At 64.8% G+C, this 24,598-nt stretch carries 26 protein-coding genes, 5 tRNA genes and 1 riboswitch; of the genes, 10 read left to right on the plus strand and 21 right to left on the minus strand.

From position 1 onward, the window contains the following. Nucleotides 1–115: 115 nt before the first annotated feature. The 14 genes from rplL to rsmD form a co-directional block, all read right to left on the minus strand. Nucleotides 116–484 (minus strand): 50S ribosomal protein L7/L12, encoded by a 369-nt coding sequence (gene rplL, locus CXB49_RS18895; RefSeq protein ID WP_101709803.1) that lies wholly within the window; start codon nucleotides 482–484, stop codon nucleotides 116–118. 36 nt (nucleotides 485–520) lie between these two features. Further along, complete coding sequence (gene rplJ, locus CXB49_RS18900) at nucleotides 521–1,018, minus strand: 50S ribosomal protein L10 (RefSeq protein ID WP_101709804.1); 498 nt, start codon at nucleotides 1,016–1,018, stop codon at nucleotides 521–523. A gap of 86 nt (nucleotides 1,019–1,104) precedes the next feature. Next, nucleotides 1,105–1,179 (minus strand) — tRNA-Thr (locus tag CXB49_RS18905). Between the two features lie 179 nt (nucleotides 1,180–1,358). Continuing rightward, complete coding sequence (gene rplA / locus CXB49_RS18910) at nucleotides 1,359–2,054, minus strand: 50S ribosomal protein L1 (RefSeq protein ID WP_101709805.1); 696 nt, start codon at nucleotides 2,052–2,054, stop codon at nucleotides 1,359–1,361. Nucleotide 2,055: 1 nt separating this feature from the next. After that, nucleotides 2,056–2,487, minus strand: a complete 432-nt coding sequence (rplK, locus tag CXB49_RS18915; protein ID WP_101709806.1) for a 50S ribosomal protein L11 — start codon at nucleotides 2,485–2,487, stop codon at nucleotides 2,056–2,058. Between the two features lie 100 nt (nucleotides 2,488–2,587). Continuing rightward, nucleotides 2,588–3,121, minus strand: coding sequence for a transcription termination/antitermination protein NusG (nusG, locus tag CXB49_RS18920; protein WP_101709807.1), 534 nt, complete (start codon nucleotides 3,119–3,121; stop codon nucleotides 2,588–2,590). Continuing rightward, nucleotides 3,121–3,477, minus strand: a complete 357-nt coding sequence (gene secE, locus CXB49_RS18925; protein WP_101709808.1) for a preprotein translocase subunit SecE — start codon at nucleotides 3,475–3,477, stop codon at nucleotides 3,121–3,123. The genes nusG and secE overlap by 1 nt, the downstream gene beginning before the upstream one ends. Nucleotides 3,478–3,543: 66 nt before the next feature. Then, a tRNA-Trp gene (locus CXB49_RS18930) sits at nucleotides 3,544–3,619 on the minus strand. 7 nt (nucleotides 3,620–3,626) lie between these two features. Then, nucleotides 3,627–4,817: an elongation factor Tu gene (tuf, locus tag CXB49_RS18935; protein ID WP_101709797.1), complete on the minus strand. Its 1,191-nt coding sequence runs from the start codon at nucleotides 4,815–4,817 to the stop codon at nucleotides 3,627–3,629. Between the two features lie 40 nt (nucleotides 4,818–4,857). Then, nucleotides 4,858–4,932: transfer RNA gene (locus CXB49_RS18940), tRNA-Thr, on the minus strand. 25 nt (nucleotides 4,933–4,957) lie between these two features. Then, nucleotides 4,958–5,031, minus strand: a tRNA-Gly gene (locus CXB49_RS18945). Nucleotides 5,032–5,084: 53 nt separating this feature from the next. Further along, a tRNA-Tyr gene (locus tag CXB49_RS18950) sits at nucleotides 5,085–5,169 on the minus strand. Nucleotides 5,170–5,308: 139 nt separating this feature from the next. Beyond that, on the minus strand, nucleotides 5,309–5,560 hold the full coding sequence (locus CXB49_RS18955; RefSeq protein ID WP_101709809.1) for a YfhL family 4Fe-4S dicluster ferredoxin: 252 nt from the start codon (nucleotides 5,558–5,560) through the stop codon (nucleotides 5,309–5,311). Nucleotides 5,561–5,661: 101 nt separating this feature from the next. Beyond that, on the minus strand, nucleotides 5,662–6,216 hold the full coding sequence (gene rsmD, locus CXB49_RS18960; RefSeq protein ID WP_101709810.1) for a 16S rRNA (guanine(966)-N(2))-methyltransferase RsmD: 555 nt from the start codon (nucleotides 6,214–6,216) through the stop codon (nucleotides 5,662–5,664). A 235-nt stretch (nucleotides 6,217–6,451) separates the two neighbouring features. On the opposite strand from rsmD, the gene ftsY reads away from it, so the two are divergent. From ftsY to rpoH, 4 genes are all read left to right on the plus strand, one after another. After that, nucleotides 6,452–7,603, plus strand: coding sequence for a signal recognition particle-docking protein FtsY (gene ftsY / locus CXB49_RS18965; RefSeq protein WP_101709811.1), 1,152 nt, complete (start codon nucleotides 6,452–6,454; stop codon nucleotides 7,601–7,603). 61 nt (nucleotides 7,604–7,664) lie between these two features. Further along, a complete protein-coding gene (gene ftsE, locus CXB49_RS18970) occupies nucleotides 7,665–8,318 on the plus strand; it encodes a cell division ATP-binding protein FtsE (protein ID WP_101709812.1) in 654 nt (217 codons plus the stop codon). Then, a complete protein-coding gene (ftsX, locus tag CXB49_RS18975; RefSeq protein ID WP_101709813.1) occupies nucleotides 8,315–9,223 on the plus strand; it encodes a permease-like cell division protein FtsX in 909 nt (302 codons plus the stop codon). The genes ftsE and ftsX overlap by 4 nt, the downstream gene beginning before the upstream one ends. 128 nt (nucleotides 9,224–9,351) lie before the next feature. Continuing rightward, nucleotides 9,352–10,215 carry an RNA polymerase sigma factor RpoH gene (gene rpoH / locus CXB49_RS18980; RefSeq protein ID WP_101709814.1) on the plus strand — a complete coding sequence of 288 codons (864 nt, stop codon included), beginning with the start codon at nucleotides 9,352–9,354 and terminating at the stop codon, nucleotides 10,213–10,215. Nucleotides 10,216–10,295: 80 nt separating this feature from the next. Here rpoH and CXB49_RS18985 read toward each other — a convergent pair whose 3' ends face one another. The 4 genes from CXB49_RS18985 to CXB49_RS19000 form a co-directional block, all read right to left on the minus strand. Further along, nucleotides 10,296–12,080: a PglL family O-oligosaccharyltransferase gene (locus CXB49_RS18985; RefSeq protein ID WP_101709815.1), complete on the minus strand. Its 1,785-nt coding sequence runs from the start codon at nucleotides 12,078–12,080 to the stop codon at nucleotides 10,296–10,298. 92 nt (nucleotides 12,081–12,172) lie between these two features. Further along, a complete protein-coding gene (locus tag CXB49_RS18990; protein ID WP_158300950.1) occupies nucleotides 12,173–14,032 on the minus strand; it encodes a PglL family O-oligosaccharyltransferase in 1,860 nt (619 codons plus the stop codon). A 66-nt stretch (nucleotides 14,033–14,098) separates the two neighbouring features. Then, on the minus strand, nucleotides 14,099–14,575 hold the full coding sequence (locus CXB49_RS18995) for a pilin (protein ID WP_101709817.1): 477 nt from the start codon (nucleotides 14,573–14,575) through the stop codon (nucleotides 14,099–14,101). Nucleotides 14,576–14,673: 98 nt separating this feature from the next. Continuing rightward, nucleotides 14,674–15,150 carry a pilin gene (locus CXB49_RS19000; RefSeq protein WP_101709818.1) on the minus strand — a complete coding sequence of 159 codons (477 nt, stop codon included), beginning with the start codon at nucleotides 15,148–15,150 and terminating at the stop codon, nucleotides 14,674–14,676. A gap of 292 nt (nucleotides 15,151–15,442) precedes the next feature. Here CXB49_RS19000 and CXB49_RS19005 point away from each other — a divergent pair, with 292 nt between their 5' ends. The 4 genes from CXB49_RS19005 to CXB49_RS19020 all read left to right on the plus strand — a co-directional run bounded on the left by CXB49_RS19005 (nucleotide 15,443) and on the right by CXB49_RS19020 (nucleotide 20,717). Continuing rightward, a complete protein-coding gene (locus CXB49_RS19005) occupies nucleotides 15,443–16,792 on the plus strand; it encodes an adenosylmethionine--8-amino-7-oxononanoate transaminase (protein ID WP_101709819.1) in 1,350 nt (449 codons plus the stop codon). 70 nt (nucleotides 16,793–16,862) lie between these two features. Beyond that, entirely contained in the window at nucleotides 16,863–18,362 is a 1,500-nt protein-coding gene (locus CXB49_RS19010) for a hypothetical protein (protein WP_101709820.1), read from the plus strand. A gap of 74 nt (nucleotides 18,363–18,436) precedes the next feature. Then, nucleotides 18,437–19,555, plus strand: a complete 1,119-nt coding sequence (gene proB / locus CXB49_RS19015; protein WP_101709821.1) for a glutamate 5-kinase — start codon at nucleotides 18,437–18,439, stop codon at nucleotides 19,553–19,555. Between the two features lie 88 nt (nucleotides 19,556–19,643). Further along, the gene (locus tag CXB49_RS19020; protein WP_101709822.1) at nucleotides 19,644–20,717 is read left to right on the plus strand and encodes a spermidine/putrescine ABC transporter substrate-binding protein; all 1,074 of its coding nucleotides are present in this window, start codon (nucleotides 19,644–19,646) and stop codon (nucleotides 20,715–20,717) included. Between the two features lie 41 nt (nucleotides 20,718–20,758). On the opposite strand, the gene CXB49_RS19025 is transcribed toward CXB49_RS19020, so the two are convergent. From CXB49_RS19025 to ruvB, 3 genes are all read right to left on the minus strand, one after another. Beyond that, entirely contained in the window at nucleotides 20,759–21,349 is a 591-nt protein-coding gene (locus CXB49_RS19025; protein ID WP_101709823.1) for a nucleotidyltransferase family protein, read from the minus strand. Beyond that, nucleotides 21,339–21,758, minus strand: coding sequence for a hypothetical protein (locus CXB49_RS19030; RefSeq protein ID WP_101709824.1), 420 nt, complete (start codon nucleotides 21,756–21,758; stop codon nucleotides 21,339–21,341). The genes CXB49_RS19025 and CXB49_RS19030 overlap by 11 nt, the downstream gene beginning before the upstream one ends. 108 nt (nucleotides 21,759–21,866) lie before the next feature. Further along, nucleotides 21,867–22,904: a Holliday junction branch migration DNA helicase RuvB gene (gene ruvB / locus CXB49_RS19035; protein ID WP_101709825.1), complete on the minus strand. Its 1,038-nt coding sequence runs from the start codon at nucleotides 22,902–22,904 to the stop codon at nucleotides 21,867–21,869. Nucleotides 22,905–22,981: 77 nt separating this feature from the next. Further along, a riboswitch (FMN riboswitch) is annotated at nucleotides 22,982–23,131 on the plus strand. Nucleotides 23,132–23,264: 133 nt separating this feature from the next. Between ruvB and ribB the strand changes: the two genes are divergently transcribed. Further along, nucleotides 23,265–23,897 carry a 3,4-dihydroxy-2-butanone-4-phosphate synthase gene (gene ribB / locus CXB49_RS19040; protein ID WP_101709826.1) on the plus strand — a complete coding sequence of 211 codons (633 nt, stop codon included), beginning with the start codon at nucleotides 23,265–23,267 and terminating at the stop codon, nucleotides 23,895–23,897. Between the two features lie 11 nt (nucleotides 23,898–23,908). Next, nucleotides 23,909–24,598, plus strand: coding sequence for a riboflavin synthase subunit alpha (locus tag CXB49_RS19045; protein ID WP_101709827.1), 690 nt, complete (start codon nucleotides 23,909–23,911; stop codon nucleotides 24,596–24,598).

Below are 24,598 nucleotides of genomic sequence, written 5' to 3' on the forward strand. Positions count from 1 at the left end.
TCAGCAGCCACGCCTAGTATATTGCTGGCTTTTACCTTCTTCGTTTCTGCCAACTACAAGCGCAATAAGGCTGGCGGATTTCTCCGCCAGCCTCACCTTCTTTTTTCAAAGAAGATTATTTGACTTCAGCCTTAGCACCAGCTTCGATCAGTTGCTTGACGATGTCGTCGGCTTCAGCCTTGGACACGCCTTCCTTCACATTCTTCGGAGCGCCGTCGACCAGGTCCTTAGCTTCCTTCAGACCCAGGCCGGTGATGCCGCGAACAACCTTGATCACGCCAACCTTCTGCTCGCCAGCGGCGGTCAGAACGACGTCGAACTCGGTCTTCTCTTCAACAGCAGCAGCAGCGCCGGCCGGGCCAGCAACAGCAACAGCAGCGGCGGAAACGCCGAACTTCTCTTCGAACGCCTTAACCAGGTCGTTCAGTTCCATCACGGTCAGACCAGCAACGGCCTCGAGGATGTCTTCTTTGGTGATTGCCATGTGAAAATCTCCTGAATTCTATAAGAATCAAATAAGTTAAGCGGCTTCGGCTTGCTTCTTGTCGGACAGGGCGGCCAGCGCGCGGGCGAAGCCAGCGACCGGAGCCTGCATAACGTAGAGAAGCTTGGACAGCAGTTCTTCGCGGCTCGGGATGGACGCCAGCTCAGCAACCTGAGCAGCGGACAGCACCTTGCCTTCGTAGGAACCTGCCTTCACGACGATCTTGTCGTCAGCCTTGGCAAATTGATGCAGCACCTTGGCAGCAGCAACCGGGTCGGCGGAAATCGCGTACACCAACGGGCCGACCATCTGGTCAGCCAGTTCAGCGAACGGAGTGCCTTCCACGGCACGACGCACCAGCGTGTTCTTCAGAACGCGCAGGTAAACGCCGCTCTCGCGCGCCTGAGCGCGGAGCTTGGTCATGCTGCTTACCTCGATGCCCCGATATTCAGCGATAACGAGGGTCTGAGCGCCTGCCAGTTCGGCAGAAACTGCTTCGACGACCGCCTTTTTATCTTCGATATTGAGACTCAAGGTCTACCTCCTAGACTGAAATGAAATGGAAAAATTTCCATCTCGCTTTGCAGCGGCGACCTGTATCAGGAGACATCATAAAGAACTGGTGCTCATGGGCGGAATTGAACCGCCGACCTCTCCCTTACCAAGGGAGTGCTCTACCCCTGAGCTACATGAGCGATGTACTTAAGAAGCCTGTTTCGGGTACACCATCTGCGTAGGATGCTCATCCGCCTTGCGGCGAGTTCGCGATTAAGCCTTGCGGCACCTACGGTCTTTGACAATCCGGCAGGCGAACCTGCCGGCCCAAAGCCTTTGACAAGGCGGCTTTCACCGCCCGGTCATGCTCCGGCAACGCTTAGGCGTTGACGGTAGCGGTATCTACGCGAGCGCCGACGCCCATGGTGCTGGAGACGGCGATCTTCTTCAGATACACGCCCTTGGAAGCTGCCGGCTTGGCTTTCACCAGGGCATCAACCAGAGCGGAAAGGTTTTCACGCAGCGCGGCGGCTTCGAAGGAAGCGCGGCCGATGGTGGCGTGAATGATACCGGCCTTGTCGGTACGGTATTGAACCTGACCGGCCTTGGCGTTCTTCACTGCCTCGGCGACGTTCGGGGTAACCGTGCCAACCTTCGGGTTCGGCATCAGGCCACGCGGGCCCAGGATCTGACCCAGCTGACCGACAACGCGCATCGCATCCGGGGAAGCGATCACAACGTCGAAGTCCAGATTACCGGCCTTCACTTGCTCGGCCAGGTCTTCGAAACCGACGATTTCAGCACCGGCAGCCTTGGCGGCTTCGGCGTTGGCGCCTTGAGCGAACACGGCGACGCGCACGGACTTGCCGGTACCGCGCGGCAGAACCACGGAACCACGGACAACTTGGTCGGATTTACGCGGATCCACGCCCAGATTCACGGCGATGTCGATCGACTCGTCGAACTTAGCGGTGGCGGCAGCCTTGACCAGAGCAATGGCTTCGTCGACGGCGTACAGCTTGTTGCGGTCAACGGTGGCCTTCAGAGTTTGCAGACGCTTGGAGATCTTAGCCATGTTACACGCCCTCCACTTCCAGGCCCATCGAACGGGCGGAACCGGCGATGATGCGAACAGCGGCGTCCAGATCGGCAGCGGTCAGATCCGCTTGCTTGGTCTTGGCGATTTCTTCCAGCTGAGCGCGGGTCACTTTACCAACTTTGTCCACGTGCGCCTTGGCGGAGCCGGACTTGATGCCAGCGGCCTTCTTCAGCAGGAACGTAGCCGGCGGGGTCTTCATCGTGAAGGTGAAGGACTTGTCCGCGTAGGCGGTGATCACAACCGGAATCGGCATGCCCGGCTCCATGCCCTGAGTCTGGGCATTGAAGGCCTTGCAGAATTCCATGATGTTCAGACCGCGCTGACCCAGTGCCGGACCGATCGGAGGCGACGGGTTGGCTTTGCCAGCGGGCACTTGCAGCTTGATATAGCCGACAATTTTCTTTGCCACGATTAAAACTCCTAAAATGGGTATAGCGCGAACAGCCGTTCGCTTCCCGGACGAAAGCGCAGAATGTTACACGCTTTCCACAAAGTTGCCAAGCGTAATCTTACAGCTTTTCCACCTGGCTGAATTCCAGCTCAACCGGCGTGTCGCGACCGAAGATCTGTACCGACACGCGCAGCTTGTTGCGCTCGTAGTTGACTTCGTCGACGCTGCCGTTGAAATCGTTGAACGGGCCATCGATGACGCGGACTCTTTCGCCCACCTCGAACAACACCTTCGGCTTCGGCTTTTCCACGCCCTCTTGCATCTGCTGCATGATGGCCTCGACTTCCTTCTTGGAAATCGGCGCCGGACGGTTGGCGGTGCCGCCAACAAAGCCGGTCACCTTGGGCGTGCTTTTCACCAGGTGCCAGGTGTCGTCGGTCATCTCCATCTCCACCAGCACATAGCCGGGGAAGAATTTGCGCTCGGTGATCGACTTGCGGCCGTTCTTGACGTCCACAACCTCTTCCACCGGCACCAGAATCTGACCAAATTGATCTGCGATGTCGGAACGCTCGATACGTTCACGCAGCGCTTTTTGCACGCTCTTCTCAAAACCGGAGTAAGCGTGTACCACATACCAGCGCATTGCCATTATCTACCTCGACCGAGAATCACATCGTAAAACAGCCAGGACAGGCTGGAATCCACCAGCCACATGAAGAGCGCCAGCACCGTGACGAATACGAACACCATCAGCGTCACCTGCGTCGCCTCCTTGCGTGTCGGCCAAACCACCTTGCGAGCCTCGACGATGGACTCGTTGGCGTAAACCACCAGCCCCTTGCCCGGCGCGGAGGTCCACACCACGCCAGCAGCCAGCGCGATGGAGACCACGAAGGCCAGCGCGCGCAACAGGCCCTGCCCATCGGGGATCAGGTAGAAACCGACGATGCCGGCAACCACCACAAGACCAGCCAACACCAACTTGATCTTATCTTGCATTTCCATGTCGAATCTTCTCTCGCATATATGCGACAAAAGACCAACCGGCGCAGAGCGCCGGCTGGTCTTAATTGGCAGGCCAGGAGGGTCTCGAACCCCCAACCCTCGGTTTTGGAGACCGATACTCTACCAATTGAGCTACTGGCCTTTAAACCTTACTTGATAATCTTGGCAACCACGCCGGCGCCGACGGTACGGCCGCCTTCGCGGATAGCGAAGCGCAGACCATCTTCCATCGCGATCGGAGCGATCAGGGCAACGGTGATTTCAACGTTGTCGCCCGGCATTACCATTTCCACGCCTTCGGCCAGCGTGATCGCGCCGGTCACGTCGGTCGTACGGAAGTAGAACTGCGGACGGTAGTTCGCAAAGAACGGGGTGTGACGGCCACCTTCGTCTTTGGACAGAACGTACACGGAAGCGGAGAAGTCGGTGTGCGGGGTGATGCTGCCCGGCTTGGACAGAACCTGGCCACGCTCCACGTCTTCACGCTTGGTGCCGCGCAGCAGCACGCCAACGTTGTCGCCGGCTTGACCTTGGTCCAGCAGCTTGCGGAACATTTCCACGCCGGTGCAGGTGGTCTTCACGGTAGCCTTCAGGCCCACGATTTCCAGCTCTTCGCCGACCTTGACGATGCCGCGCTCAACGCGACCGGTCACCACGGTGCCGCGGCCGGAGATCGAGAACACGTCCTCGATCGGCAGCAGGAACGGCTTGTCGATGGCGCGTTCCGGCGTCGGGATGTAGCTATCCAGAGCGTCGGCCAGACGGAAGATCGACGGTTCGCCCATTTCCGACTGGTCGCCTTCCAGCGCCAAACGAGCGGAGCCGGTCACGATCGGGGTGTCGTCGCCCGGGAAGTCGTAGGAAGACAGCAGATCGCGCACTTCCATTTCAACCAGTTCCAGCAGCTCGGCGTCGTCAACCAGGTCAGCCTTGTTCAGGTAGACGATGATGTACGGAACGCCAACCTGACGGGACAGCAGGATGTGTTCGCGGGTTTGCGGCATCGGACCGTCAGCGGCCGAGCACACCAGAATCGCGCCGTCCATCTGAGCCGCGCCGGTGATCATGTTCTTCACATAGTCGGCGTGACCCGGGCAGTCTACGTGAGCGTAGTGGCGGGCTTCGGTTTCGTATTCAACGTGCGCGGTATTGATGGTGATACCGCGAGCCTTTTCTTCCGGCGCGCTGTCGATCTGGGAGTAGTCCTTGGCTTCGCCACCGAACTTCTTCGACAGAATGGTGGTGATAGCAGCGGTCAGAGTGGTTTTACCATGGTCCACGTGACCGATGGTGCCGACGTTTACGTGCGGTTTGGTCCGCTCGAACTTTTCCTTAGCCATGGCAAATTTCCTGAATACGAAACAAGCAAATAAATAGTGGTGGTGCCCATGGGCAGAATTGAACTGCCGACCTCTCCCTTACCAAGGGAGTGCTCTACCCCTGAGCTACATGGGCCCTTAAACAGGCTACATCAAACGCTTGGAGCGGGTGAAGGGAATCGAACCCTCGTCATAAGCTTGGAAGGCTTCTGCTCTACCATTGAGCTACACCCGCCTGGCTTCAACAACGAGAAGCTGACTTCACAGCCAAGCGCTTCATCTAAATTCTGGTGGAGGGAGAAGGATTCGAACCTTCGAAGGCAGAGCCGTCAGATTTACAGTCTGATCCCTTTGACCGCTCGGGAATCCCTCCTGAAAGAGACCCGAATATTATAGACAGCCTCCCCCTCCGTCAACACCTTTCGCGAAAAAAATAGAACTTTTTCGCTCCGAAATAAAAAACGCTCCGCAAGCGGCGGAGCGTTTCCTTTTCGATCAGGGACTTGCGGATATCAGCCCTGTCCGGAAATCTTCAGATACTTCTGATGCAGCTCGTCCTGGGTCTCCTGATGGGAGGGGTCCAGCGGGATGCAATCGACCGGACAGACCTGCTGGCACTGCGGCTCATCATAGTGGCCGACGCATTGGGTGCACAGATTCGGGTCGATCTGATAGATCTCTTCGCCCTGCGAGATCGCGTTGTTCGGGCACTCCGGTTCACAGACGTCGCAATTGATGCATTCGTCGGTAATCATCAAAGACATAGTAAATTCCTCAAGTATTCCACAACATGAATTCTGTCACCCGCGATTCCGGCTCGCAAGTTCGCATTGCTTATATCTATATGAGTCGCGCGGACCCGGCGCTATGCCGGCTGACGCCGCAGCAGGCCGTACTGCACGGTGCCGGCCCTGTCTCGCCGCTGCTCGACCAGGCCCTCGGGCAGCGCATCGGGCCAGCGCCGCGCCTCGACATAGGCGACGCCGTCGTCGCTGAGGCGCTCCGCCAGCAATGGCAGCGCCTGTTCCAGCAGATCGGAGTCGTAAGGGGGATCGACGAAGATCACATCGAAGCGCTCGCGGCTGTTCTTCAGATACAGCAGCGCGTCGCCGGCCTGCACTTCCAGCGTCGCGGCCTGCAGCAGCTGGCGATTGGCCTGCAACGACTCATAGGCCTTGCGGGACTTCTCCACCATCACCACCCGCCGCGCCGAACGCGACGCCGCCTCGAAACCCAGCGCGCCGCTGCCGGCGAACAGATCGAGACAGCTCTTGCCATACAAATCCTGGCCCAGCCAGTTGAACAGCGTTTCGCGGACGCGGTCCGGCGTCGGGCGCAGGCCTTCGGCGTCGGGGAACGGCAGCAGGCGGCGCCGGTAGTCGCCGCCGATGATTCTGACCTTGTTACGTGACTGACTCATGACTCTCGTCTCTTCAAACAAGCGCAAGAGTTTAACCTGATCAGGACTTTAGCGCCTCAATCGCGCGCGCCAGGCGAAGAATCTGTCGCATGCGGGACGAAATTCCGCATCGATACCTTATATATGTTTCTACTCGAGCCAGTCGGTTCGATGGCCGGAACGCCAGCCGATTCTGTACTTGGCGGCGTTTGAGGATACAATTTAGCCATTTACCGCTTTTCTGGCCCATTGACGCATGTTTAGCTTCTTCAAGAAAAAGACCCCGCCGGCGGCGACGCCGCAAATAGAAACCCCGGCGCCGGCCGTGCCGGAGCCGATTCCCGCAGCGCCCGAAGCGATCCAGCCCGCCGCGGAACCGCGACACGAGGACATCGCGGCGACAGTCTCCGAAGCGCCCGCCCCATCCGCACCGCCCGCCGCCGCGCCGGCGGCCCTCGTCGCAGCGCCGGCGGCACCGGCCGAACCGGCGTCGCTGAAGAAAATGAGCTGGACCGACAGGCTGAAGGCCGGCCTGTCCAAGACCCGCGACAGACTCGGCAAGCAGCTGGCCGGCCTGTTCGGCGGCGGCAAGATAGACGAGGAGCTGTACGAGGAACTGGAGACGGTGCTGCTGACCGCCGATATCGGCATCGACGCTACCGCCCACCTGCTGCAGGACGTGCGCGAGCGCGTGTCGCTGAAAGGCCTGAAGGACTCGTCCGAACTGAAGGGCGCGCTGAAGGATTCGCTGCAAGAGCTGATCGGGCCGCTGCAGTCGCCGCTGAACGTGGAAGGCAAGAAACCGTTCGTGATCATGATGACCGGCGTCAACGGCGCCGGCAAGACCACGTCGATAGGCAAGCTGGCCAAGTACTACCAGAGCCAGGGCAAGAGCGTGCTCTTGGCCGCCGGCGACACTTTCCGCGCCGCCGCCCGCGAGCAGCTGATCGCCTGGGGCGAGCGCAACAACGTCACCGTGATCGCGCAGCAGGGCGGCGACTCCGCCGCCGTCTGCTATGACGCGATCCAGGCCGCCGTCGCCCGCGGCATCGACATCGTGCTGGCCGACACCGCCGGCCGGCTGCCGACCCAGCTACACCTGATGGAGGAAATCAAGAAGGTGAAGCGGGTGATCCAGAAGGCGCTGCCGGACGCGCCGCACGAGGTGGTGCTGGTGCTGGACGCCAATATCGGCCAGAACACCGTCAGCCAGGTCAAGGCCTTCGACGACGCGCTGGGTCTGACCGGCCTGATCCTGACCAAGCTGGACGGCACCGCCAAGGGCGGCGTCATCGCCGCCATCGCCAAGCAGCGGCCGATTCCGCTGCGCTTCATCGGCGTAGGCGAAAGCATAGACGACCTGAGGCCGTTCGACAGCCGCGACTACATCGACGCGCTGTTCGAATAAGCGCCTCGGCGGCCGCCGGGAGCGGCCGCCCTTCTCAGCCCAAACAGCGGGAAATCACCACATGATACAGTTCGACCAGGTCACCAAGCGCTATCCCGGCGGCAACGAAGCCCTGAAGAACCTGTCCTTCACGATAGAAACCGGCGAAATGGTCTTCCTCGCCGGCCACTCCGGCGCCGGCAAGTCGACGCTGCTGAAACTGATCGCCGGCATCGAGCGCGCCACCAGCGGCGCGGTGCTGGTCAATGGCCAGAATCTGTCCAAGCTGCGCGCCAGCCAGGTGCCCTACGTGCGCCAGCATCTGGGCATGGTGTTCCAGGACCACAAGATCCTGTTCGACCGCAGCGTGTTCGACAATGTGATGCTGCCGCTGGACATCATAGGCTTCGACCGCCGCGACGCCGCCAAGCGGGTGCGCGCCGCGCTGGACAAGGTTGGCCTGCTCGGCAAGGAAAAGAGCATGCCGATACGGCTGTCCGGCGGCGAACAGCAACGGCTGTGCATCGCCCGCGCCGTCGTGCACCGCCCCAGCATCCTGCTGGCCGACGAACCGTCGGCCAATCTGGACCGCGCCTACGCGCTGGACATCATGGAATTGTTCAAGTCCTTCCATCAGGTCGGCGTCACCGTGCTGATTTCCGCGCACGACGAAACGCTGATGGAAGATTACGGTCGCCGCATCATCCGCCTGAGGGAAGGACAGTTCGCCGCATGAAACACTTTCTCTATCTGAACTGGCAAAGCGCCAAGCAGGCGCTGATCAAGATTCTGCGCCAACCGTTCGGCAGCCTGCTGACGCTGCTGATGCTGGCGCTGGCGCTGGCCCTGCCGCTGTCGCTGTACCTGACGGTCAGCAGCGTGCAGGACTGGGTGGGCCGCCTGACCGCCACCCCGCAGATCACGCTGTTCATGGAACTGACGTCCGAACAGGCCGACATCGCCGCCGTGCAGAGCACCTTGGCGCACCATCCCAAGGTCAAGGGCTTCACCTTCGTCGGCAAGAACAAGGCCCTGCAGGACCTGGAGACGCGCAACGGACTGTCCGGCCTGTCCGACGGCCTGGACGGCAACCCGCTGCCGGACGCCTTCGTGGTGAATCCGAAGTCGCTGGAACCGCGCGAGCTGGAAATGCTGCAGAAGGAGCTGTCCGGCCTGCCGATGGTGGAGATGGCGCAGTTCGACGCCCATTGGGCCAAGCGCCTGTACGGCATGGTGGAGATGGGCAGGAAGCTGACCTGGTTCCTGGCGGCCGCGCTGGGCCTGGCGCTGGTGCTGGTCACCCACAACGCGATCCGGATGCAGATCCTGGCCCGCCAGGACGAGATCGCCGTGTCCAAGCTGATCGGCGCCACCGACAGCTTCATCCGCCGCCCCTTCCTGTACCACGCGATGTGGCAGGGGGTGTTCGCCGCGCTGCTGGCCTGGGGCCTGTCCTGCTGGCTGGCCGCGTCGGCCAATCCGGCGATACGCGAGTTCGCGATACTGTACGGCGAACGGGTGGAACTGCGCGTGCTCGATCCGCAGGAGCTGGCGGCGCTGATCGCCATCGCCGCGGTGCTGGCGATACTGGGCGCGCGGCTGGCCGCCGACCATCATCTTCGCAAGGCTGAGCCGCAATAAATATGCCGGGTGAAAGGTTTCCACTATCGCGTCGATTGCCAAATATCATTGACCGGGGAACCTTTCCTTGCTAGCACTCTCCATACTCGAGTGCTAACATAGCACTACCCAAGGAGGTAGCCATCGCAATGAACACAACATTTGCTCTTCCGGTCCCGTCCACCAGCGGCAGCCTGGAGCAGTACATCCAGGCGGTGAACAGCGTTCCGATGCTGTCGCCGGAGCAGGAAACCGAGCTCGCCACCCGTTTCCAGGAAGAAAACGATCTGGAAGCGGCGCGGCAGATGGTGCTGTCGCATCTGCGCGTGGTGGTATCGGTTTCGCGCGGCTACGCCGGCTACGGCCTGCAGCAGGCGGATCTGATCCAGGAAGGCAATATCGGCCTGATGAAGGCGGTCAAGCGCTTCGAACCGGGCCGCGGCGTGCGCCTGTTCTCGTTCGCCATCCACTGGATCAAGGCCGAAATCCACGAATTCATCCTGCGCAACTGGCGCCTGGTGCGCATCGCCACCACCAAGCCGCAGCGCAAGCTGTTCTTCAATCTGCGCAGCATGAAGAGCAGTTTCTCGGCGCTGTCCGAACAGGAAGCCAAGTCCATCGCCGAAGACCTGGGCGTCAAGCCCGAGGAAGTGCGCGAGATGGAAATCCGCATGAACGGCCAGGACCTGTCGCTGCTCGCCGACAGCGACGACGAAGACAGCTACGCGCCGATAGACTGGCTGGCCGACAGCCACAGCGAGCCGACCCGCGCGCTGGAGCGCCGCGCCTTCGATCGTTTGCAGTCGGAAGGCCTGGAATACGCCTTGTCGGCGCTGGACGCCCGCAGCCGCCGCATCGTCGAGGCCCGCTGGCTGGCCGACGACAGCGGCTCGACGCTGCACGAGCTGGCCGCGGAATTCGGCGTGTCGGCCGAACGCATCCGCCAGATCGAGGCCAAGGCGCTGTCCAAGATGAAGACCGCGCTCAGCGAGGGCGTGGTGCTGGACAACTGATCCCGCCGCCCGCAAACAAAAAGCCGCTCGAGATTCGAGCGGCTTTTTTCATTTCCCCGCCGGCGGCGGGGAGCCTTGCCTCACTCCTGCAGCGTGCGGAACTTGGCCGGCAGCCTGTCGTAGGCTTCGCGGCTGATCCTGCGCAGCGGCTCCCAGGCCGGGTCCTGATCGCCCAGCGTCTCCAGGAATTGGCCGGCATAGGTCGGGAACGAGGCCAGCGTGGTGCGCAGCGTCTGTTCGGCCTTCGCTTGCTGGCCGGCCAGGATTTCCATCTGCGCGCGCTTCAGCATCACGTCCGGATACGGACGGAAGGCGGTCAGCTTGTCCTCCAGCGCCAGCTTCTGCCGCAGATTGTCGCGGTTGATCGGCAGATAGTCGTCCAGCGTGTACAGCGCGTGGTAGGCGAACAAGGGCTTGGTGTCGACGATCGCTATCAGGCGCTCGGTGCGCTTGGCGTCCTTCTGCGCGTTGCCGGTCGGCGTGTACAGATTGACCAGCTCCCAGAACATCGGCGTGGTGCTGATCGACAGCCAGCCCACCCATGCCAGCGCCGCCAGCAGCGGCAGCCGCAGCGGCCAGGCCGCGGTCTTTTCGTCGCGCGGCGCCATCGCGGCGAACAAGACCAGCATCGCCAGGAAATAGTAATACCACAGCGGGTATTCCAGCATGCTGTGGGTCAGCGTCACCGCCAGGCAGCCCAGCGCCAGCACGCCTTCCGGCTCGGCGCGGCGGCGGAAGAACGGCAGCAGCACCCAGACGAAGCCGCCCAACACCAGCACGGTGGCGACGCCGCCCATCTCGGCCAGCAGTTGCAGCACCAGATTGTGGGCATTGGTGAACAGGCCGCTGTTGTAGCCGGCGGCGGCGAATTGCGGCAGCTGCTGCAAACGCACGCTCTCGGCGGCGTACTGCGACCAGCCCACCCCCCACAGCGGGTGCGCCTGGAAGGTCATCCAGGCCTTGTGCATCTCGGTGAAGCGGCGCGCGCCCATATCGTCGCCGTTGGCGGCCAGCCGCGCGACGCCGGAGGCGTTCTCCACATCGGCGTGGGTCAGCAGCGACACCAGGTGGTTGACCAGCGGCAGCGCGAACTGGGCGGCCAGAACGACCGCGCAGACCGCCGACATCGCCGCCAGCAGCCGGCGCGAGGTCTCGTTGCGGTTGCGCCACCACCACAAGGCGGCCAGCGCCGCCATCGCCAACAGGTAGAGCAGCGTGGTGCGCGAACCGGCCCAGGCCAGCATCAGCGCCATCCACAAGGTCAGTGCCGTCAGCCAGCCTCGGCCCAGCCGGCCCACCGCGAACAGGTAGACGCCGGAGATCACCGACCACATCAGATAGTGGGCGTACTGATTGCGCTGGCCGATGTGGCCGAAGATGTTGGTGGTCGGATGCGAGCCGTCGTAGAACAGGCCCAGCACCGGCGCCAGGCCGGTCAGCTGGGCGGCGCCTATCAGCGACTGCACCAGGCCGCCGACAATGATGGCGCGCGCCAGCCACACCGCGAACTCGCGCTCGCCGAAGGCGCTGCGCAGCGAGGCGGTCATCGAGGCCAGCAGCGCCAGCGCCAGCCAGCCCAGCGCGGTGGCGTAGCTCATGCCGGGGAACATCAGGCTGACGAATTGCGGCTGCAGGCCCCAGATGGCCGCCAGCAGCAGGCACCACCAGCCGGCGCGCGGCATCGCGTCGAACAGGCGGCCGGTGGGCAGCAGCAGCGCGCCGGCTGCCAGCAGCAGCCAGATCACGTTGATCTCGCCGAACCACTGCGGCAGCGGCACGAAGTGTACGCGCGAGGCGAACGGCACGATGGCGATCAGGCACACGGCCAGCAATGCCAGGCGTTCGGAAATTTTCTGAAAAGTCATGGCGGATCAGATGTTGGAACGGCAAAGCCGGCAGCATACCGCATGCGCCGGCCGGACAAAACCCGTCAAGTGTTTCCAACGCTTACAAACGTTCAAAACAGCGGTTTTCTGGTGACCGGCGCGGCCACCGCCTCCACCGCCGCCAACCGCGCGCCGTCGGTATAGGCGCCGTGCCGCAGATAGATCGTCTTGACCCGCGCCGCCAGCTCCGCCAGCGGCCTCACCTCGGGCTCGTTCCAGGCCCGCAGGCTGGCCTCCAGCTTCATCACCTCGTCCGGGTAGTTGGCGATCGCCTGCTCCAGCGTGCGCCTGGCCGCTTCCTGCTGGCCAGCCAGCGCCTGGCACACGCTCAGCCGCTGCAGCACCGCGATATACGGCTGGTTCTCCGCCAGACTCTGGTAGAACGGCAGCACCACATCCAGGTGCCGGCGGCTGGGCAGCAGGTAATTGCCCATCACCATCGCGCCGGCGTCCGCCCACAACGGATTGAGTTCCACCTTGGCGATGTAGTCGACGCGGCGGATATTCTCGGCCGCCGACTGGCTGGGACCGCTGTAGACCACCAGTTTCCAGAAGATGAAGGCCCCGCTGACGATGTGCAGCGCCATCAGCGCGCCGGCGCCGCCGCAGGCCAGCCGCAGCACGGCGGTGCGGGTCGGCAGCCGCCAGGTCGGCGCCGGCCCCAGCGTGCACACCGTCACCAGCATCGCCAGGAAGGGCAGATACCACAATGGGAACTCGAACATGCTGTGGATCAGGATCATCATCGCGATCGCCAGCAGCAGCAGGTTTTCCGGGCTCTGCCGCCCGCGGCCGAAGAAGGGCAGCAAACAGACCAGCAGCCCCGCCACCGCGAGCAGCGCGCCGCTGAGGCCGGTCTCGGCCAATAGCTGGAAGATCAGATTGTGGCTCTGGGTGAACAACACCCCTTCCGGATACTTCGGCAGGCCGCCGTAGGCCTCCAGCCATACCGACTGCGCCGGGTAGCGCGCCAGGCCGACGCCGAACCACGGATGCTCGCCGAACACCATCCAGGCCTTGGTCCACTCGATGCGGCGCCGCGCGCCGAAGCCGGCGTCCAGCATCCGCTCAGAACCGCTCTGCGCGTGTATCGGCAGGCCCAGCCGGTTCAGCGCCCAGACGATCTCTTCATTGAACAGCTGCACCAGCGCCAGCACGATCATCGCCGCGATCAGCGCCCGCAGCATCCGCAGCAGCGTCTCGTCCCCGCCGCCGCGCCGCTGCCAGAACCAGGCCAGCAGGCACAGGCCCAGGCCATAGGCCAGCGGCAGCCGCGCGCCGGACCAGGTGAGGAACAACAGCTGGAACAGCACCAGCGCCGCGCAGAAGCCGGCGCGCAGCCGGCCGCGGCCGTACAGATAGCACGAGGCCACCACGCTCCAGCTCAAATACTGCGCGTATTGATTGCGCTGGCCGACATTGCCCATCACCTCGGTCGGCGCCAGCGCGTTGAACATCACCAGCCCCTCGCAGCGGCGCGCCAGGTCCAGCAGCTGTATGCCGCCCAACACGATCTGCAGGCAGCTGCCCAGGATCAGGCAGGACGCCAGTATCTCGCAGACGCGTGTCAGATCCGGCCGGACGCGGTTGGCCAGAAACATGGCCAGCAGCAGCATCACCGCCAGACTGGCGATGCCGAGAATGGCCGGCTGGTAATTCCGCAGCAGCAAGCCATTGCTCAGCGACAGCAGCATCAGCAGCGCGGCCAGCGCCGGCGCCGAGGCGGACAGCCGCACCGCGCCGCCGCCGCGGATCGCGAACAGACCGCCTACGCCGACCGCCAGCACCACGAAGGCATTGGTCCACCAGTCCTGCAGCGGCGTGAAGCGCAGGCAATTGAGAAAGGGAAAGACGAAACAGCAGCAAAAAAAGACGTATAGCGGGAAATCATTTAGGCCGGCCTTGCCGGCCGGCTGGGTTTGACTGTCCATCTGCGCCATCCGCGATCGAATGGGGTGATTATACCCATGCGCCCGTCAAGCGGCGCGCGCCGGGGCCTACTGCCTGCAGGCGGTCGGCACCCAGTTGGCCTGCAACTGCGAGCCGGCGGCGATCGCCGTGGTGCCGGAACCGGTATAGGTGCAGGACCACGTCATCGTGCCGGACCCCGGCGTCGGCACCAGGTCCAGCAATCCGCCGCTGGATACCGTGCTGTTGTAGGTGATCTGGATCACGCCGCTGGCCAGCACCGCCACCTGGCTGACGGCGTTGCCGGTGATAGACGCCGCGCTGGCCAGGCCGTAGGAGGTGTTGTACGGCGAAGTCCCGGTGCTGGCGTAGGCGTTCTTGCTCGAGTAGTACTCGCCGATGGCGGTCTTGGCGGCGTCGGCCAGCGCCAGGCCCTCGGTGACCCGCGCCCGCCTGACGTAGTCCTGATAGACCGGAATCGCCAGCGCGGCCAATATGCCGACGATGGCGACGACTATCATCAGTTCGATCAGGGTAAAGCCTCGTTGCTCGATTCTGCTCTGCATGTGCGCGCTCCCGTCGTAGTCTCCGGATGACGGCGGCCGGCGCCGGAAAAGCGAGAGGCACCGCAGTGCCTCTCGTCGCGCCGGCCGTCAATCCATGCTTACTGACGGCAGCTGGTCGGCACCCAGTTGGCCAGCAGCTGCGAACCGGCGGCGATCGCGGTGGCGCCGGAGCCGGTATAGGTGCAGGCCCAGGTCACCGAGCCGGAAGTGATGGCGGGCACCAGGTCGAGCAAGGCCCCGCTGGACACCGTGCTGTTGTAGGTGATCTGGATCACGCCGCTGGCCAGCACCGCCACCTGACTGACCGAGTTGCCGGTGATCGACGCCGCGCCGGCCAGGCCGTAGGAGGTGTTGTACGGCGAGGTGCCGGTGGTGGAGAAGGCGTTGTTGGACGAGTAGTACTCGGTGACGGCGGTTTTGGCCGCGTCGGCCAGCGCCAGACCTTCCGTCACCCGCGCCCGCTTGGTGTAGTCCTGATAGGCCGGAATGGCGATGGCGGCCAGAATGCCGACGATGGCCACCACGATCATCAGCTCGATCAGGGTGAAGCCCTGCTGAATCTGTCTTGTCTTCATGTTGAACTCCCGGGTTGCCAAGCTTTAGCCAAATTCGGATCGGACCGCCGGCCGATGCCGGAACGCCTCTCCGCCTCTTCCCTTACATGCGCGCAAGCCGGGCCGGAGGGCCCGCGATTGTTGTGGTTGGATACAGAGCAGGAAACATGCCAGCCGGCTGCAAGCGGCTTTGCCGCGGCGATGACGACGACTAACCTGCCGCCGATCGGCACAAGTTGACGTTTTTCGTCACATCGAAGCGGCGGCGCCGGCTGTGCTAGCATCGACCATCCCCATTTCAGGAGCCCACCGCATGAGCAACCAAGCCTGGCTGGAGCGCAGCTTCGCCGCCGTCTGGCATCCTTGCACCCAGATGAAACGCCACGAGCGGCTGCCCATCGTTCCGATCGCCTCCGCCGACGGCGTCTGGCTCAGCGACTTCGACGGCAAGCGCTATCTGGACGGCGTCAGCTCATGGTGGGTCAATCTGTTCGGCCACGGCCATCCGCGCATCAAGGCGGCGATACGCCAGCAGCTGGACAGCCTCGAGCACGTGATGCTGGCCGGCTTCACGCACCGGCCGGTGGTGGAGCTGTCCGAGCGGCTGGCCGCGCTGTCCGGCCTCGGCCACGCCTTCTACGGCTCGGACGGCGCCAGCGCCACCGAGATCGCGCTGAAGATGAGTTTCCACTACTGGAAGAACGTCGGCCGACCGCAAAAAACCCGCTTCGTCAGTCTGGAGAACAGTTATCACGGCGAAACCGTGGGCGCGCTGGCGGTCACCGACGTGCCGCTGTTCTCGTCGACCTACGCCGAGCTGTTGAAGCCGGCGCTGCGGACGCCGTCGCCGGACGCACGCCAGGCCGCCGACGGCGAGACCGCCGCCGACGTCGCGCTGCGCGCCGCCCGCTCGCTGGAAAACCTGCTGGCCAAGCGCGGCGACGAAATCGCCGCCGTCATCGTCGAACCGCTGGTGCAGGGCGCGGCCGGCATGGCGATGTACGACCCGGTCTATCTGAGCGAGCTGCGGCGGCTGTGCGACCAATACCAGGTGCACTTGATCGCCGACGAGATCGCCGTCGGCTTCGGCCGCAGCGGCAGCTTCTTCGCCTGCCAGCAGGCCGGGATCACACCGGACTTCCTGTGCCTGTCCAAGGGCATCACCGGCGGCTTCCTGCCGCTGTCCTGCGTGCTGACCCGCGACGAGATCTACCAGGCCTTCTATCACGACGAGGTCGCGCGCGGCTTTCTGCACTCGCACAGCTATACCGGCAACGCGCTGGCCTGCGCGGCCGCGCTGGCGGTGCTGGACATCTTCGAGGACGAGCGGGTGCTGGAGCGCAACCGCGCCAAGGCCGCGGAATTCACCGCCAGGATGGCGCCGCTGGCCTCGCGGCCGGAAATCCGCCATTTCCGCCATTGCGGCATGATCTGGGCATTCGACGTCGACACTTCGCGGTCGGACTTTGCATTGGCTTTTTTTTCGGCCATGCTGAAACGCGGATGCCTGTTGCGACCGATAGGAAAAACGGTCTACTTCATGCCGCCGTATACGCTGAACAACGAAGAGATGGACTGGCTGGTGGAGGCCAGCTGCGCCGCGCTGGACGAAGTGCTGTCCGGCGCCGGGGATATCGGACACGATCCCGCCGCGCTGCCCTGAAACGGCCGCGACCGCCCGCCCCCGACGGAGCCTTGTCCAGATGCTGTCACTCGCCTTGCCGAAAAAGGATATGGACCCGCAACTCGTCGATACCCAACCCGCCAGCGTGGCCGCCTGGCTGGAACGCCTGCCCTACGCCGACCTTCCGGAATGCGGCAGGCTGCTCGGCCAGGGGCTGTACCACCTCGGCCGCACTCCGCTCGACCCGATGCAGCGCTACAAGCTGCTGAAGCTCTATCTGAAGGCGCTGGACCGCTACTATCCTCTGCTGGAGGGCGAAACCCAGCACAGCGACATCCTGTCCTCGCCGAAAACCCGGCTGCTGGCGATGCTGGGCGTCAAGCTGTTCGCCAATCTGTTCGTCGCCTTCAAGCAGACGCTGAACGAGAAGCTCGCCCGCAACGCGCTGCTCGATCGCGACCAACCCAAGATAGAGCTGCTGCTGTACACGATGCTGGCGGCGCGCCAATACCTGAACATCAGCCAGCAATACTACTGCCCGCTGCCCGACGGCTTCTGGCTCGACTGCCACCAGCTGCACGCGCTGGCCCTGAGCCGGGGCTGGCAGGACAAGGCGCTGGCCGGCGACGACGCGCTGGCCGTGATCTACCGCCAGATCCTGCTGCTGGGCCTGACCGCCGCCAACCGCCTGTCCAACGCCGAGCTGCAACTGACGCGTCGGCTGGTCTACGAACTGGCCGGCCAGATCTCGCTGCGGCCGGTGGCCGGCTTGCCCGACGGCCTTCACGGCTACCTGCTCGATCCGCAGGAGGACAGTCCGCCGCGCTATCTGCGCATCACCCCCGGCTCGCTGGATGCCGATTGCAGCCTGCTGGATCTGTCCGCCGCGCTGGACTCGCTGCGCCGCAGCCTGGAACAGCTGCAGAAAACGGCCGGCAGCGTCCCTTCGACGCAGGCCAACGACGAGGCGCAGCTATTGGCCGGCCTGGTGGAGGAATGGCAAAAGCCGCGCCGCCGCAGGCACAATCGCGAAAACGCCCGCGCGATGGCGGAGGTGAGCGCCGGCGTGGCGCCGATCTGGTACCGAGTCAACGAAGGCAGCTGGCAGCTGCCCGGCGCCGAAGCCGAGGAAAACATTCCGCTGCGCCCGCCGCCGCCGTCCTGTCTGTTGCTGATCGTCAACCACAGCGAATCCGGCTACCTGCTGCGCGGCCTGCCGCGCGACCAGTCGCTGCGCGCCGGCGAGATCCTGCTGGTCAATCCGCCCGACCGGCCGGAGGACGCCCAGTTGTGCGCGGTGCGCTGGGTGCTGATGCAGCCGACCGGCAAGGAAGTGGAGTGCGGCGTCGAGATTCTCGGCGTCCAGCCGCAGCCGGTGCTGGCGATGCCCAGCATCACCCACAGCGGCGACAGCTTCCAGCGCGGCCTGTGGCTGCCGGCCCAATACGGAAAACCGGACTTGTTGCTGCTTCCCGGCAGGCCGTTCAGCCAGTTGCGCGAGTTCCGCCTGCTCGACCCCGGCGGCGAGCGACTGGTGCGCGTATCCAAGCTGCATCAGCAATCGCCGCATTTTCAGCTGATGGAGTACCGGCTCAGCGAGGATTTCTGAGCCAGGCGGGACCGCGGCGTTTTCGGGTAAACTGACCTCTCTATAATCATTTGCTTTCATAGCGAGGTCCGTTGATGCAATCGGTGATTCACGCTTCCGACCGTATCGTGGTCAAAGTCGGTTCCAGTCTGGTTACCAACGACGGCAAGGGCCTGGATCTGGCCGCGCTGGCGCGTTGGGCCGCCGAAATCGCGGAATTGAAGCGGCTGGGCAAGCAGGTGGTGCTGGTTTCCAGCGGCGCCATCGCCGAAGGCTGCCAGCGCCTGGGCTGGGCCGTGCGGCCAAAGGGCGTGCACGAATTGCAGGCCGCCGCCGCCGTCGGCCAGATGGGCTTGTGCCAGGCCTACGAAACCGCGTTCCGCGCCTATGGCCTGCAGACCGCCCAGGTCCTGCTGACCCACGAGGACCTGGCCGACCGCACCCGCTACCTGAACGCCCGCACCACGCTGACCGGCCTGCTCAACCTCAATGTCGTGCCCATCATCAACGAGAACGACACCGTGGTCACCAGCGAGATCCGCTTCGGCGACAACGACACGCTGGGCGCGCTGGTCACCAACCTGATCGAGGCCGACGCGCTGGTGATCCTGACCGACCAGCAAGGCCTCTTCAGCGCCGACCCGCGCCGATACCCGGACGCCGAATTCATCCGCCAGGCCGAGGCCGGCGATCCGCGGCTGGAGGAGATGGCCGGCGGCGCCGGCTCCAGCGTCGGCACCGGCGGCATGATCACCAAGATACTGGCCGCCAAGCGCGCCGCCCGCAGCGGCGCCGCCACCGTCATCGCCTGCGGCCGCGAGGCGAACGTGTTGTCGCGGCTGGCCGACGGCGAGGCGATAGGCACCCAGCTGACCGCCGCCACCAACCGCATGGCCGCCCGCAAGCAGTGGCTGGCCGATCATCTGAAGCTGTCCGGCCGCCTGCTGCTGGACGACGGCGCCGCGCTGGCGATACGCGAGCGCGGCACCAGCCTGCTGCCGGTCGGCGTCAGCGCCGTCGAGGGCGACTTCCTGCGCGGCGAGGCGGTGGCCTGCATCGACGGCGCCGGCCTCGAAGTGGCCCGCGGCCTGATCAACTACAGCTCGGACGAGGCGCGGCAGATCCTGCGCAAGAGCTCGCGCGAGATCGAGGCCGCGCTCGGCTACATCGTCGAGCCGGAGCTGATACACCGCGACAATATGGTGGCGCTGTAGCCGCGCCGGCTGCGGCGAACGCCCGACCCGCCCCTGCCCCGCAGGGGTTTGCTTTTTGCATCATCGAAAACGAGAAGGACTTTCCGTCATGAACAAGATCGCCCTGGCCGCCTTGCTGGCCGCGGCCTGCGGTCCGGCCGCGGCCAAAGACGTGCTGCACCTGTACAACTGGAACAACGCGTTGTCGCCGGACACCGCCAAGCGCTTCGAACAGTCCTGCCGCTGCCAGCTGGTGCAGGACTACTACGGCGACAACGAGGAAATGCTGGCCAAGCTGGCCGCCGGCGCCAAGGGCTACGACATGGTGTTCCCGACCGCCTTCGCGGTGAACACGCTGCTGAAGCAGGGCAAGCTGCAACCGCTGGACAAGGGCCGGCTGCCGAACTGGAAGAATCTGAACCCCGACTACCTGGCGCTCAACCAGCCGTTCGATCCGGGCAACCGCTACGCCGCGCCGACCGTGGTGTCGCTGACGCTGATAGGCTACAACGCCACCCAGCTGAAGAAGGCCGGCGTCGACGGCAAGGCCGGCAGCTGGGCGCTGATCTTCGATCCGGCGGTGCTCGCCAAGATCAAGGGCAAGGTGACGGTGCTGGACAGCCAGCGCGAACTGATGGCCGCCGCGCTGATGTATCTGGGCCGCGACGCCAACTCGACCCAGCCGGCCGACTGGAAGGCGGCGGCCGACGCGATCCGCCAGGCCAGGCCGTACTGGGCGGCGTTCAACAACCAGAGCTACATCAAGGAACTGACCGTCGGCAATATCTGGGTGGCGCTGGGCTATTCCAACGACCTCTACCAGGCGCAGCAGGACGCGAAGAACGCCAGGCGGCCGTTCGAGCTGGCCTACCGGCCGCAAAAGGAGGGCAATGTGCTGGCCATAGACAATATGACGATCTTGAAGGACGCGCCGCGCCCGGATCTGGCGCACAAGTTCATAGACTTCATGCTGGACGGCAAGAACGCCGCCGAGATATCGAACCAGATCGGCGCGACCAATCCGGTCAAGGCGGCCGAGGCCTTCTTCAAGCCGCAGATCAAGGCCAATCCGGTGATCATGCTGGACCCGGCCGGCGGCAAATACGTCGCGCTGAAGGATCTGGACATCCAGTCGCGCCGCGAGCTGAACCGTCTGTGGTCGCAGGTGAAGATAGGACGCTGAGCGTCCGCGCCATCCAAAACGCCGGCCTCGGGCCGGCGTTTTCATTCGTCGACGACGGTCACCCGCGGCCAGCGCTCGCGGTAGCGCTTCTGCGCCACCCGCTGCCGGTAGACGTCGGCGCTGGCCCTGGCCGGATTGCGCCGGATCGTCATGCCGAACAAATCGTCCAGGCCATGGGGCGCGATCACCCACAAGCTGTCGTCGGCGTTCAGCGCGACGCCGACCGAGGTCGCGTACTCCGGCCATGTCGCCACCGCCGCCTCCAGCGACGGCAGCGGCTCGACCGCGTAGCCGAAGTGGCCGGCGAACCACAGATGCACGGCCGCCTGGTTCGTCACCTCCCAGGGCAGGTCCGGCGCCTCGGACGCCAGTCGGCGCTGCAGCGCCGCCTCGCGATCCGGCGACAGGTCCTCGGCGTCGAAGTACACCAGATCGATGTCGGACAAGGCCGACGGCGTGGACACGAAGCCATGCAAGACATCCCACACCAGGCTGCGCACCGCGCCAGCGCCTATGCACCAGTCGGCCAAGCCCAGCCCCCGGGCGGCGCGCAGGGCCCGCATCAGCCACGGCGCGTCGCGGACCAGCGCCTCCAGCCGCCCGGCGTCGGACAGCGACGGCCTAGTCGGCATCGTGGCGGCGCTGCGCCGCCTCCTCGCGGCGGAACTCCACCGCGCGCATGATCGCGTAGGTCAGCATCGCGCACAGGAAGAACAGCAGCACCACCCAGGCGATGGACATCAGCGTGCTGATGAAGGCCTGGAACAGCTCCAGCATCCAGCGCTCGCCGCTCAGCGGCAGCTGGGTGCTGCCCTTGCCCGGCGCCGGCGGCAGATACTGCTGCAGCGACCACTGGCGCACGCCGCCGGAAATGCCGCTGACGACGATGGCGAAAAACACGTATTTGCGCCAGGCCTCGGCCAGATCCTGTCCCAGCGTGCGGCCGAGTATCTTGGCGACGGCCGGGTCGAAAAAGCGGGCCGCGGCGACGGCGGTGGCGATCACCAGGATCAGGATGGTGGTGAACAACACATAGAACATGATGGCTTGCTCGATCGGGAAATACTGTCATTGTACGCGCACTGCATGCGCGCCACCGGGCCGGCCTTTGCGCGCGGACAAGCAAAGCCGGTTCATCGACTCGGCAAACTAGGCGTCCTTCACCGGCAGGCCGAAATGCAGATAGGCCTGCGAGGTGGCGATGCGGCCGCGCGGCGTGCGCTGCAGATAGCCCTGCTGGATCAGGAACGGTTCGATCACATCCTCGATGGTGTCGGTCGATTCGCCTATCGCCGCGGCGACGTTGTCCAGGCCCACCGGTCCGCCGGAAAATTTCTCCAGAATGGCGGCAAGCAGCTTGCGGTCCATCACGTCGAGGCCGGCCGGATCGACGTCCAGCATCGCCAGCGCGGCGTCGGCCACCGCGGCCGTCACCACGCCGTCGGCCTTCACCTCGGCGTAGTCGCGCACCCGGCGCAACAGCCGGTTGGCGATGCGCGGCGTGCCGCGCGAGCGCCTGGCCACCTCGAAGGCGCCGTCGTCGGACAGCTGCACATTGAGCAGGCCGGCCGAACGGCTGACAATGCGGGTCAGCTCGTCGGCGGTATAGAACTCCAGCCGGGCGACGATGCCGAAGCGGTCGCGCAGCGGATTGGTCAGCATGCCGGCGCGCGTCGTCGCGCCGACCAGCGTGAACGGCGGCAGGTCCAGCTTGACCGAACGCGCCGCCGGCCCCTCGCCTATCATGATGTCGATCTGGTAGTCCTCCAGCGCCGGGTAGAGGATTTCCTCGACCACCGGGGACAGCCGGTGAATCTCGTCGATGAACAGCACGTCGTGCGGTTCCAGATTGGTCAACAGCGCCGCCAGGTCGCCGGCGCGTTCCAGCACCGGACCCGAGGTCTGCCGCAGATTGACGCCCATCTCGCGCGCGACGATGTGGGCCAGCGTGGTCTTGCCCAGGCCCGGCGGGCCGAACAGCAGCACGTGGTCCAGCGCCTCGCCGCGCCGCTTCGCCGCCTCGATGAAGATCTCCAGCTGCTCGCGCGCCTTCTTCTGGCCGACGTACTCGTCCAGCTGCTTCGGACGCAGCGCGCGCTCCAGCGCCTCTTCCTGATCGGACGCGCGTTGCGGGGTGACGACGCGGCGCTCCGGCGCGGCGCCGAACAGCTTGTCGGTTTCTATCATCGGGGGCTCTTCGGGATCAATCTTGCTGCCGACATTCTAACACCGCGCTATACTCGCCGCTGGCCGCGCTGTGCGGCCAACGTCTTCGGGGCGGGGTGCAATTCCCCACCGGCGGTATGGCGCGCGATGCGCCGAGCCCGCGAGCGCCCCCGCTTCACCGCGGGGGGTCAGCAGATCTGGTGAAACGCCAGAGCCGACGGTAACAGTCCGGATGAAAGAAGACGACGCCAGTCATCCGTCCGCGCCCGCGGCCGGACGACTGTGTCGTATCCGCGCGTTTATCGCGCCGGATAGCCGTGCGCTATCCGCTTCACGCCCACGGGACGTGTTTCTCAATCCATTATTTTGAGGACCGTTTCCATGAACGCCCACACCGATATCCTTTCCCTGCGCGTCCACGCCGCGCTCGACGCCTTGCGGCAAGGCCTGCCGGTCATCGTCGCCGACGACGCCGATCGCGAGAACGAGGCCGACCTGATCCTGGCCGCCGACGCCCTCACCGTGCCCGAAATGGCGCGGATGATACGCGACGGCAGCGGCATCGTCTGCCTGTGCCTGACGCCGCAGCACGCGGCGCGCCTCGAACTGCCGCCGATGGCCGAGAACAACGGCAGCCGCTACGGCACCGCCTTCACCGTCGCCATCGAGGCGGCCCAAGGCGTCACCACCGGCGTGTCCGCCGCCGACCGCGTCACGACGATACGCGCGGCGATCGCGCTGGACGCCAGGCCGACCGACCTGGTGCGCCCCGGCCATGTCTATCCCATCGTCGCCCGCGCCGGCGGCGTGCGCGAACGCCGCGGCCACACCGAGGCCTCGGTCGAGCTGGCGCGGCTGGCCGGCTTCAGCCCGGCCGGCGTGCTGTGCGAGCTGATGAACCCGGACGGCACGATGATGCGCGGCGCCGAACTGGACGCCTATGCCGAACGCCACGATCTGCCTCAGCTGACGGTGGCGGAGCTGGCCGAATGGCTGCAATACCGACAAGTCTGACGGAGGCGACCATGTTCAGTGGAATCACCGAGGGCGTGGCCCGCATCGCGGCCATCGCCGACGGCGACGGCGTGCGCCGCATCGCCATAGACTTCCCGCCCGGCTTCTGCGCCGGCCTGAAACAGGGCGCCAGCGTCGCCATCGACGGCGCCTGCCTGACGGCGGCCGCGCCGCCGCGGGGCGACCGCGCCGAGTTCGATCTGATCCTGCCGACGCTGATCACCAGCACGCTGGCCGGCCGCCAGGTCGGCGACGCGGTCAACGCCGAACGGGCGCTGGCCGACGGCGCCGAGATCGGCGGCCACGCCTTGTCCGGCCACGTCGACTATCAAGCGACCGTCGCGCAGCGGAAGGAATACGGCGACAATCTGTGCCTGCGGCTGTCGGTGCCGGCCGGCGCGCTGCGCTACCTGTTCGCCAAGGGCTATGCGGCGCTCGACGGCGTCAGCCTGACCATCGCCGACATCGACAAGCGCGACGGCTGGTTCGAAGTCTGGCTGATTCCGGAGACGCGGCGCGCCACCACGCTGGGCGACAAGGCGCCCGGCGACCGCCTCAATCTGGAGATAGAACGGCAGACCCAGGTGCTGGTCGACTCGACGCGCGAGGCGCTGGAAGAGAAGCTCGGCGCCCTGCTGCGGCTGTTGACGCCCGGCGTCTCCCTCCCCTCCGGCCAAGCCGGCGCGCTGCCGCCGCGCTGA

The sequence above is a fragment of the Chromobacterium sp. ATCC 53434 genome, assembly GCF_002848345.1.
In the GTDB taxonomy this organism is placed as follows: Bacteria; Pseudomonadota; Gammaproteobacteria; order Burkholderiales; family Chromobacteriaceae; genus Chromobacterium.

Bases quoted from the DNA above. Each gene is read 5' to 3' on its own strand.
- rplL (WP_101709803.1), bottom strand. From the start codon at position 484: ATGGCAATCACCAAAGAAGACATCCTCGAGGCCGTTGCTGGTCTGACC.
- rplA (WP_101709805.1), bottom strand. From the start codon at position 2,054: ATGGCTAAGATCTCCAAGCGTCTGCAAACTCTGAAGGCCACCGTTGAC.
- nusG (WP_101709807.1), bottom strand. From the start codon at position 3,121: ATGGCAATGCGCTGGTATGTGGTACACGCTTACTCCGGTTTTGAGAAG.
- secE (WP_101709808.1), bottom strand. From the start codon at position 3,477: ATGGAAATGCAAGATAAGATCAAGTTGGTGTTGGCTGGTCTTGTGGTG.
- tuf (WP_101709797.1), bottom strand. From the start codon at position 4,817: ATGGCTAAGGAAAAGTTCGAGCGGACCAAACCGCACGTAAACGTCGGC.
- CXB49_RS18955 (WP_101709809.1), bottom strand. From the start codon at position 5,560: ATGTCTTTGATGATTACCGACGAATGCATCAATTGCGACGTCTGTGAA.
- rsmD (WP_101709810.1), bottom strand. From the start codon at position 6,216: ATGAGTCAGTCACGTAACAAGGTCAGAATCATCGGCGGCGACTACCGG.
- ftsY (WP_101709811.1), top strand. From the start codon at position 6,452: ATGTTTAGCTTCTTCAAGAAAAAGACCCCGCCGGCGGCGACGCCGCAA.
- ftsE (WP_101709812.1), top strand. From the start codon at position 7,665: ATGATACAGTTCGACCAGGTCACCAAGCGCTATCCCGGCGGCAACGAA.
- ftsX (WP_101709813.1), top strand. From the start codon at position 8,315: ATGAAACACTTTCTCTATCTGAACTGGCAAAGCGCCAAGCAGGCGCTG.
- rpoH (WP_101709814.1), top strand. From the start codon at position 9,352: ATGAACACAACATTTGCTCTTCCGGTCCCGTCCACCAGCGGCAGCCTG.
- CXB49_RS18985 (WP_101709815.1), bottom strand. From the start codon at position 12,080: ATGACTTTTCAGAAAATTTCCGAACGCCTGGCATTGCTGGCCGTGTGC.
- CXB49_RS18990 (WP_158300950.1), bottom strand. From the start codon at position 14,032: ATGGACAGTCAAACCCAGCCGGCCGGCAAGGCCGGCCTAAATGATTTC.
- CXB49_RS18995 (WP_101709817.1), bottom strand. From the start codon at position 14,575: ATGCAGAGCAGAATCGAGCAACGAGGCTTTACCCTGATCGAACTGATG.
- CXB49_RS19000 (WP_101709818.1), bottom strand. From the start codon at position 15,150: ATGAAGACAAGACAGATTCAGCAGGGCTTCACCCTGATCGAGCTGATG.
- CXB49_RS19005 (WP_101709819.1), top strand. From the start codon at position 15,443: ATGAGCAACCAAGCCTGGCTGGAGCGCAGCTTCGCCGCCGTCTGGCAT.
- CXB49_RS19010 (WP_101709820.1), top strand. From the start codon at position 16,863: ATGGACCCGCAACTCGTCGATACCCAACCCGCCAGCGTGGCCGCCTGG.
- proB (WP_101709821.1), top strand. From the start codon at position 18,437: ATGCAATCGGTGATTCACGCTTCCGACCGTATCGTGGTCAAAGTCGGT.
- CXB49_RS19020 (WP_101709822.1), top strand. From the start codon at position 19,644: ATGAACAAGATCGCCCTGGCCGCCTTGCTGGCCGCGGCCTGCGGTCCG.
- CXB49_RS19025 (WP_101709823.1), bottom strand. From the start codon at position 21,349: ATGCCGACTAGGCCGTCGCTGTCCGACGCCGGGCGGCTGGAGGCGCTG.
- CXB49_RS19030 (WP_101709824.1), bottom strand. From the start codon at position 21,758: ATGTTCTATGTGTTGTTCACCACCATCCTGATCCTGGTGATCGCCACC.
- ruvB (WP_101709825.1), bottom strand. From the start codon at position 22,904: ATGATAGAAACCGACAAGCTGTTCGGCGCCGCGCCGGAGCGCCGCGTC.
- ribB (WP_101709826.1), top strand. From the start codon at position 23,265: ATGAACGCCCACACCGATATCCTTTCCCTGCGCGTCCACGCCGCGCTC.
- CXB49_RS19045 (WP_101709827.1), top strand. From the start codon at position 23,909: ATGTTCAGTGGAATCACCGAGGGCGTGGCCCGCATCGCGGCCATCGCC.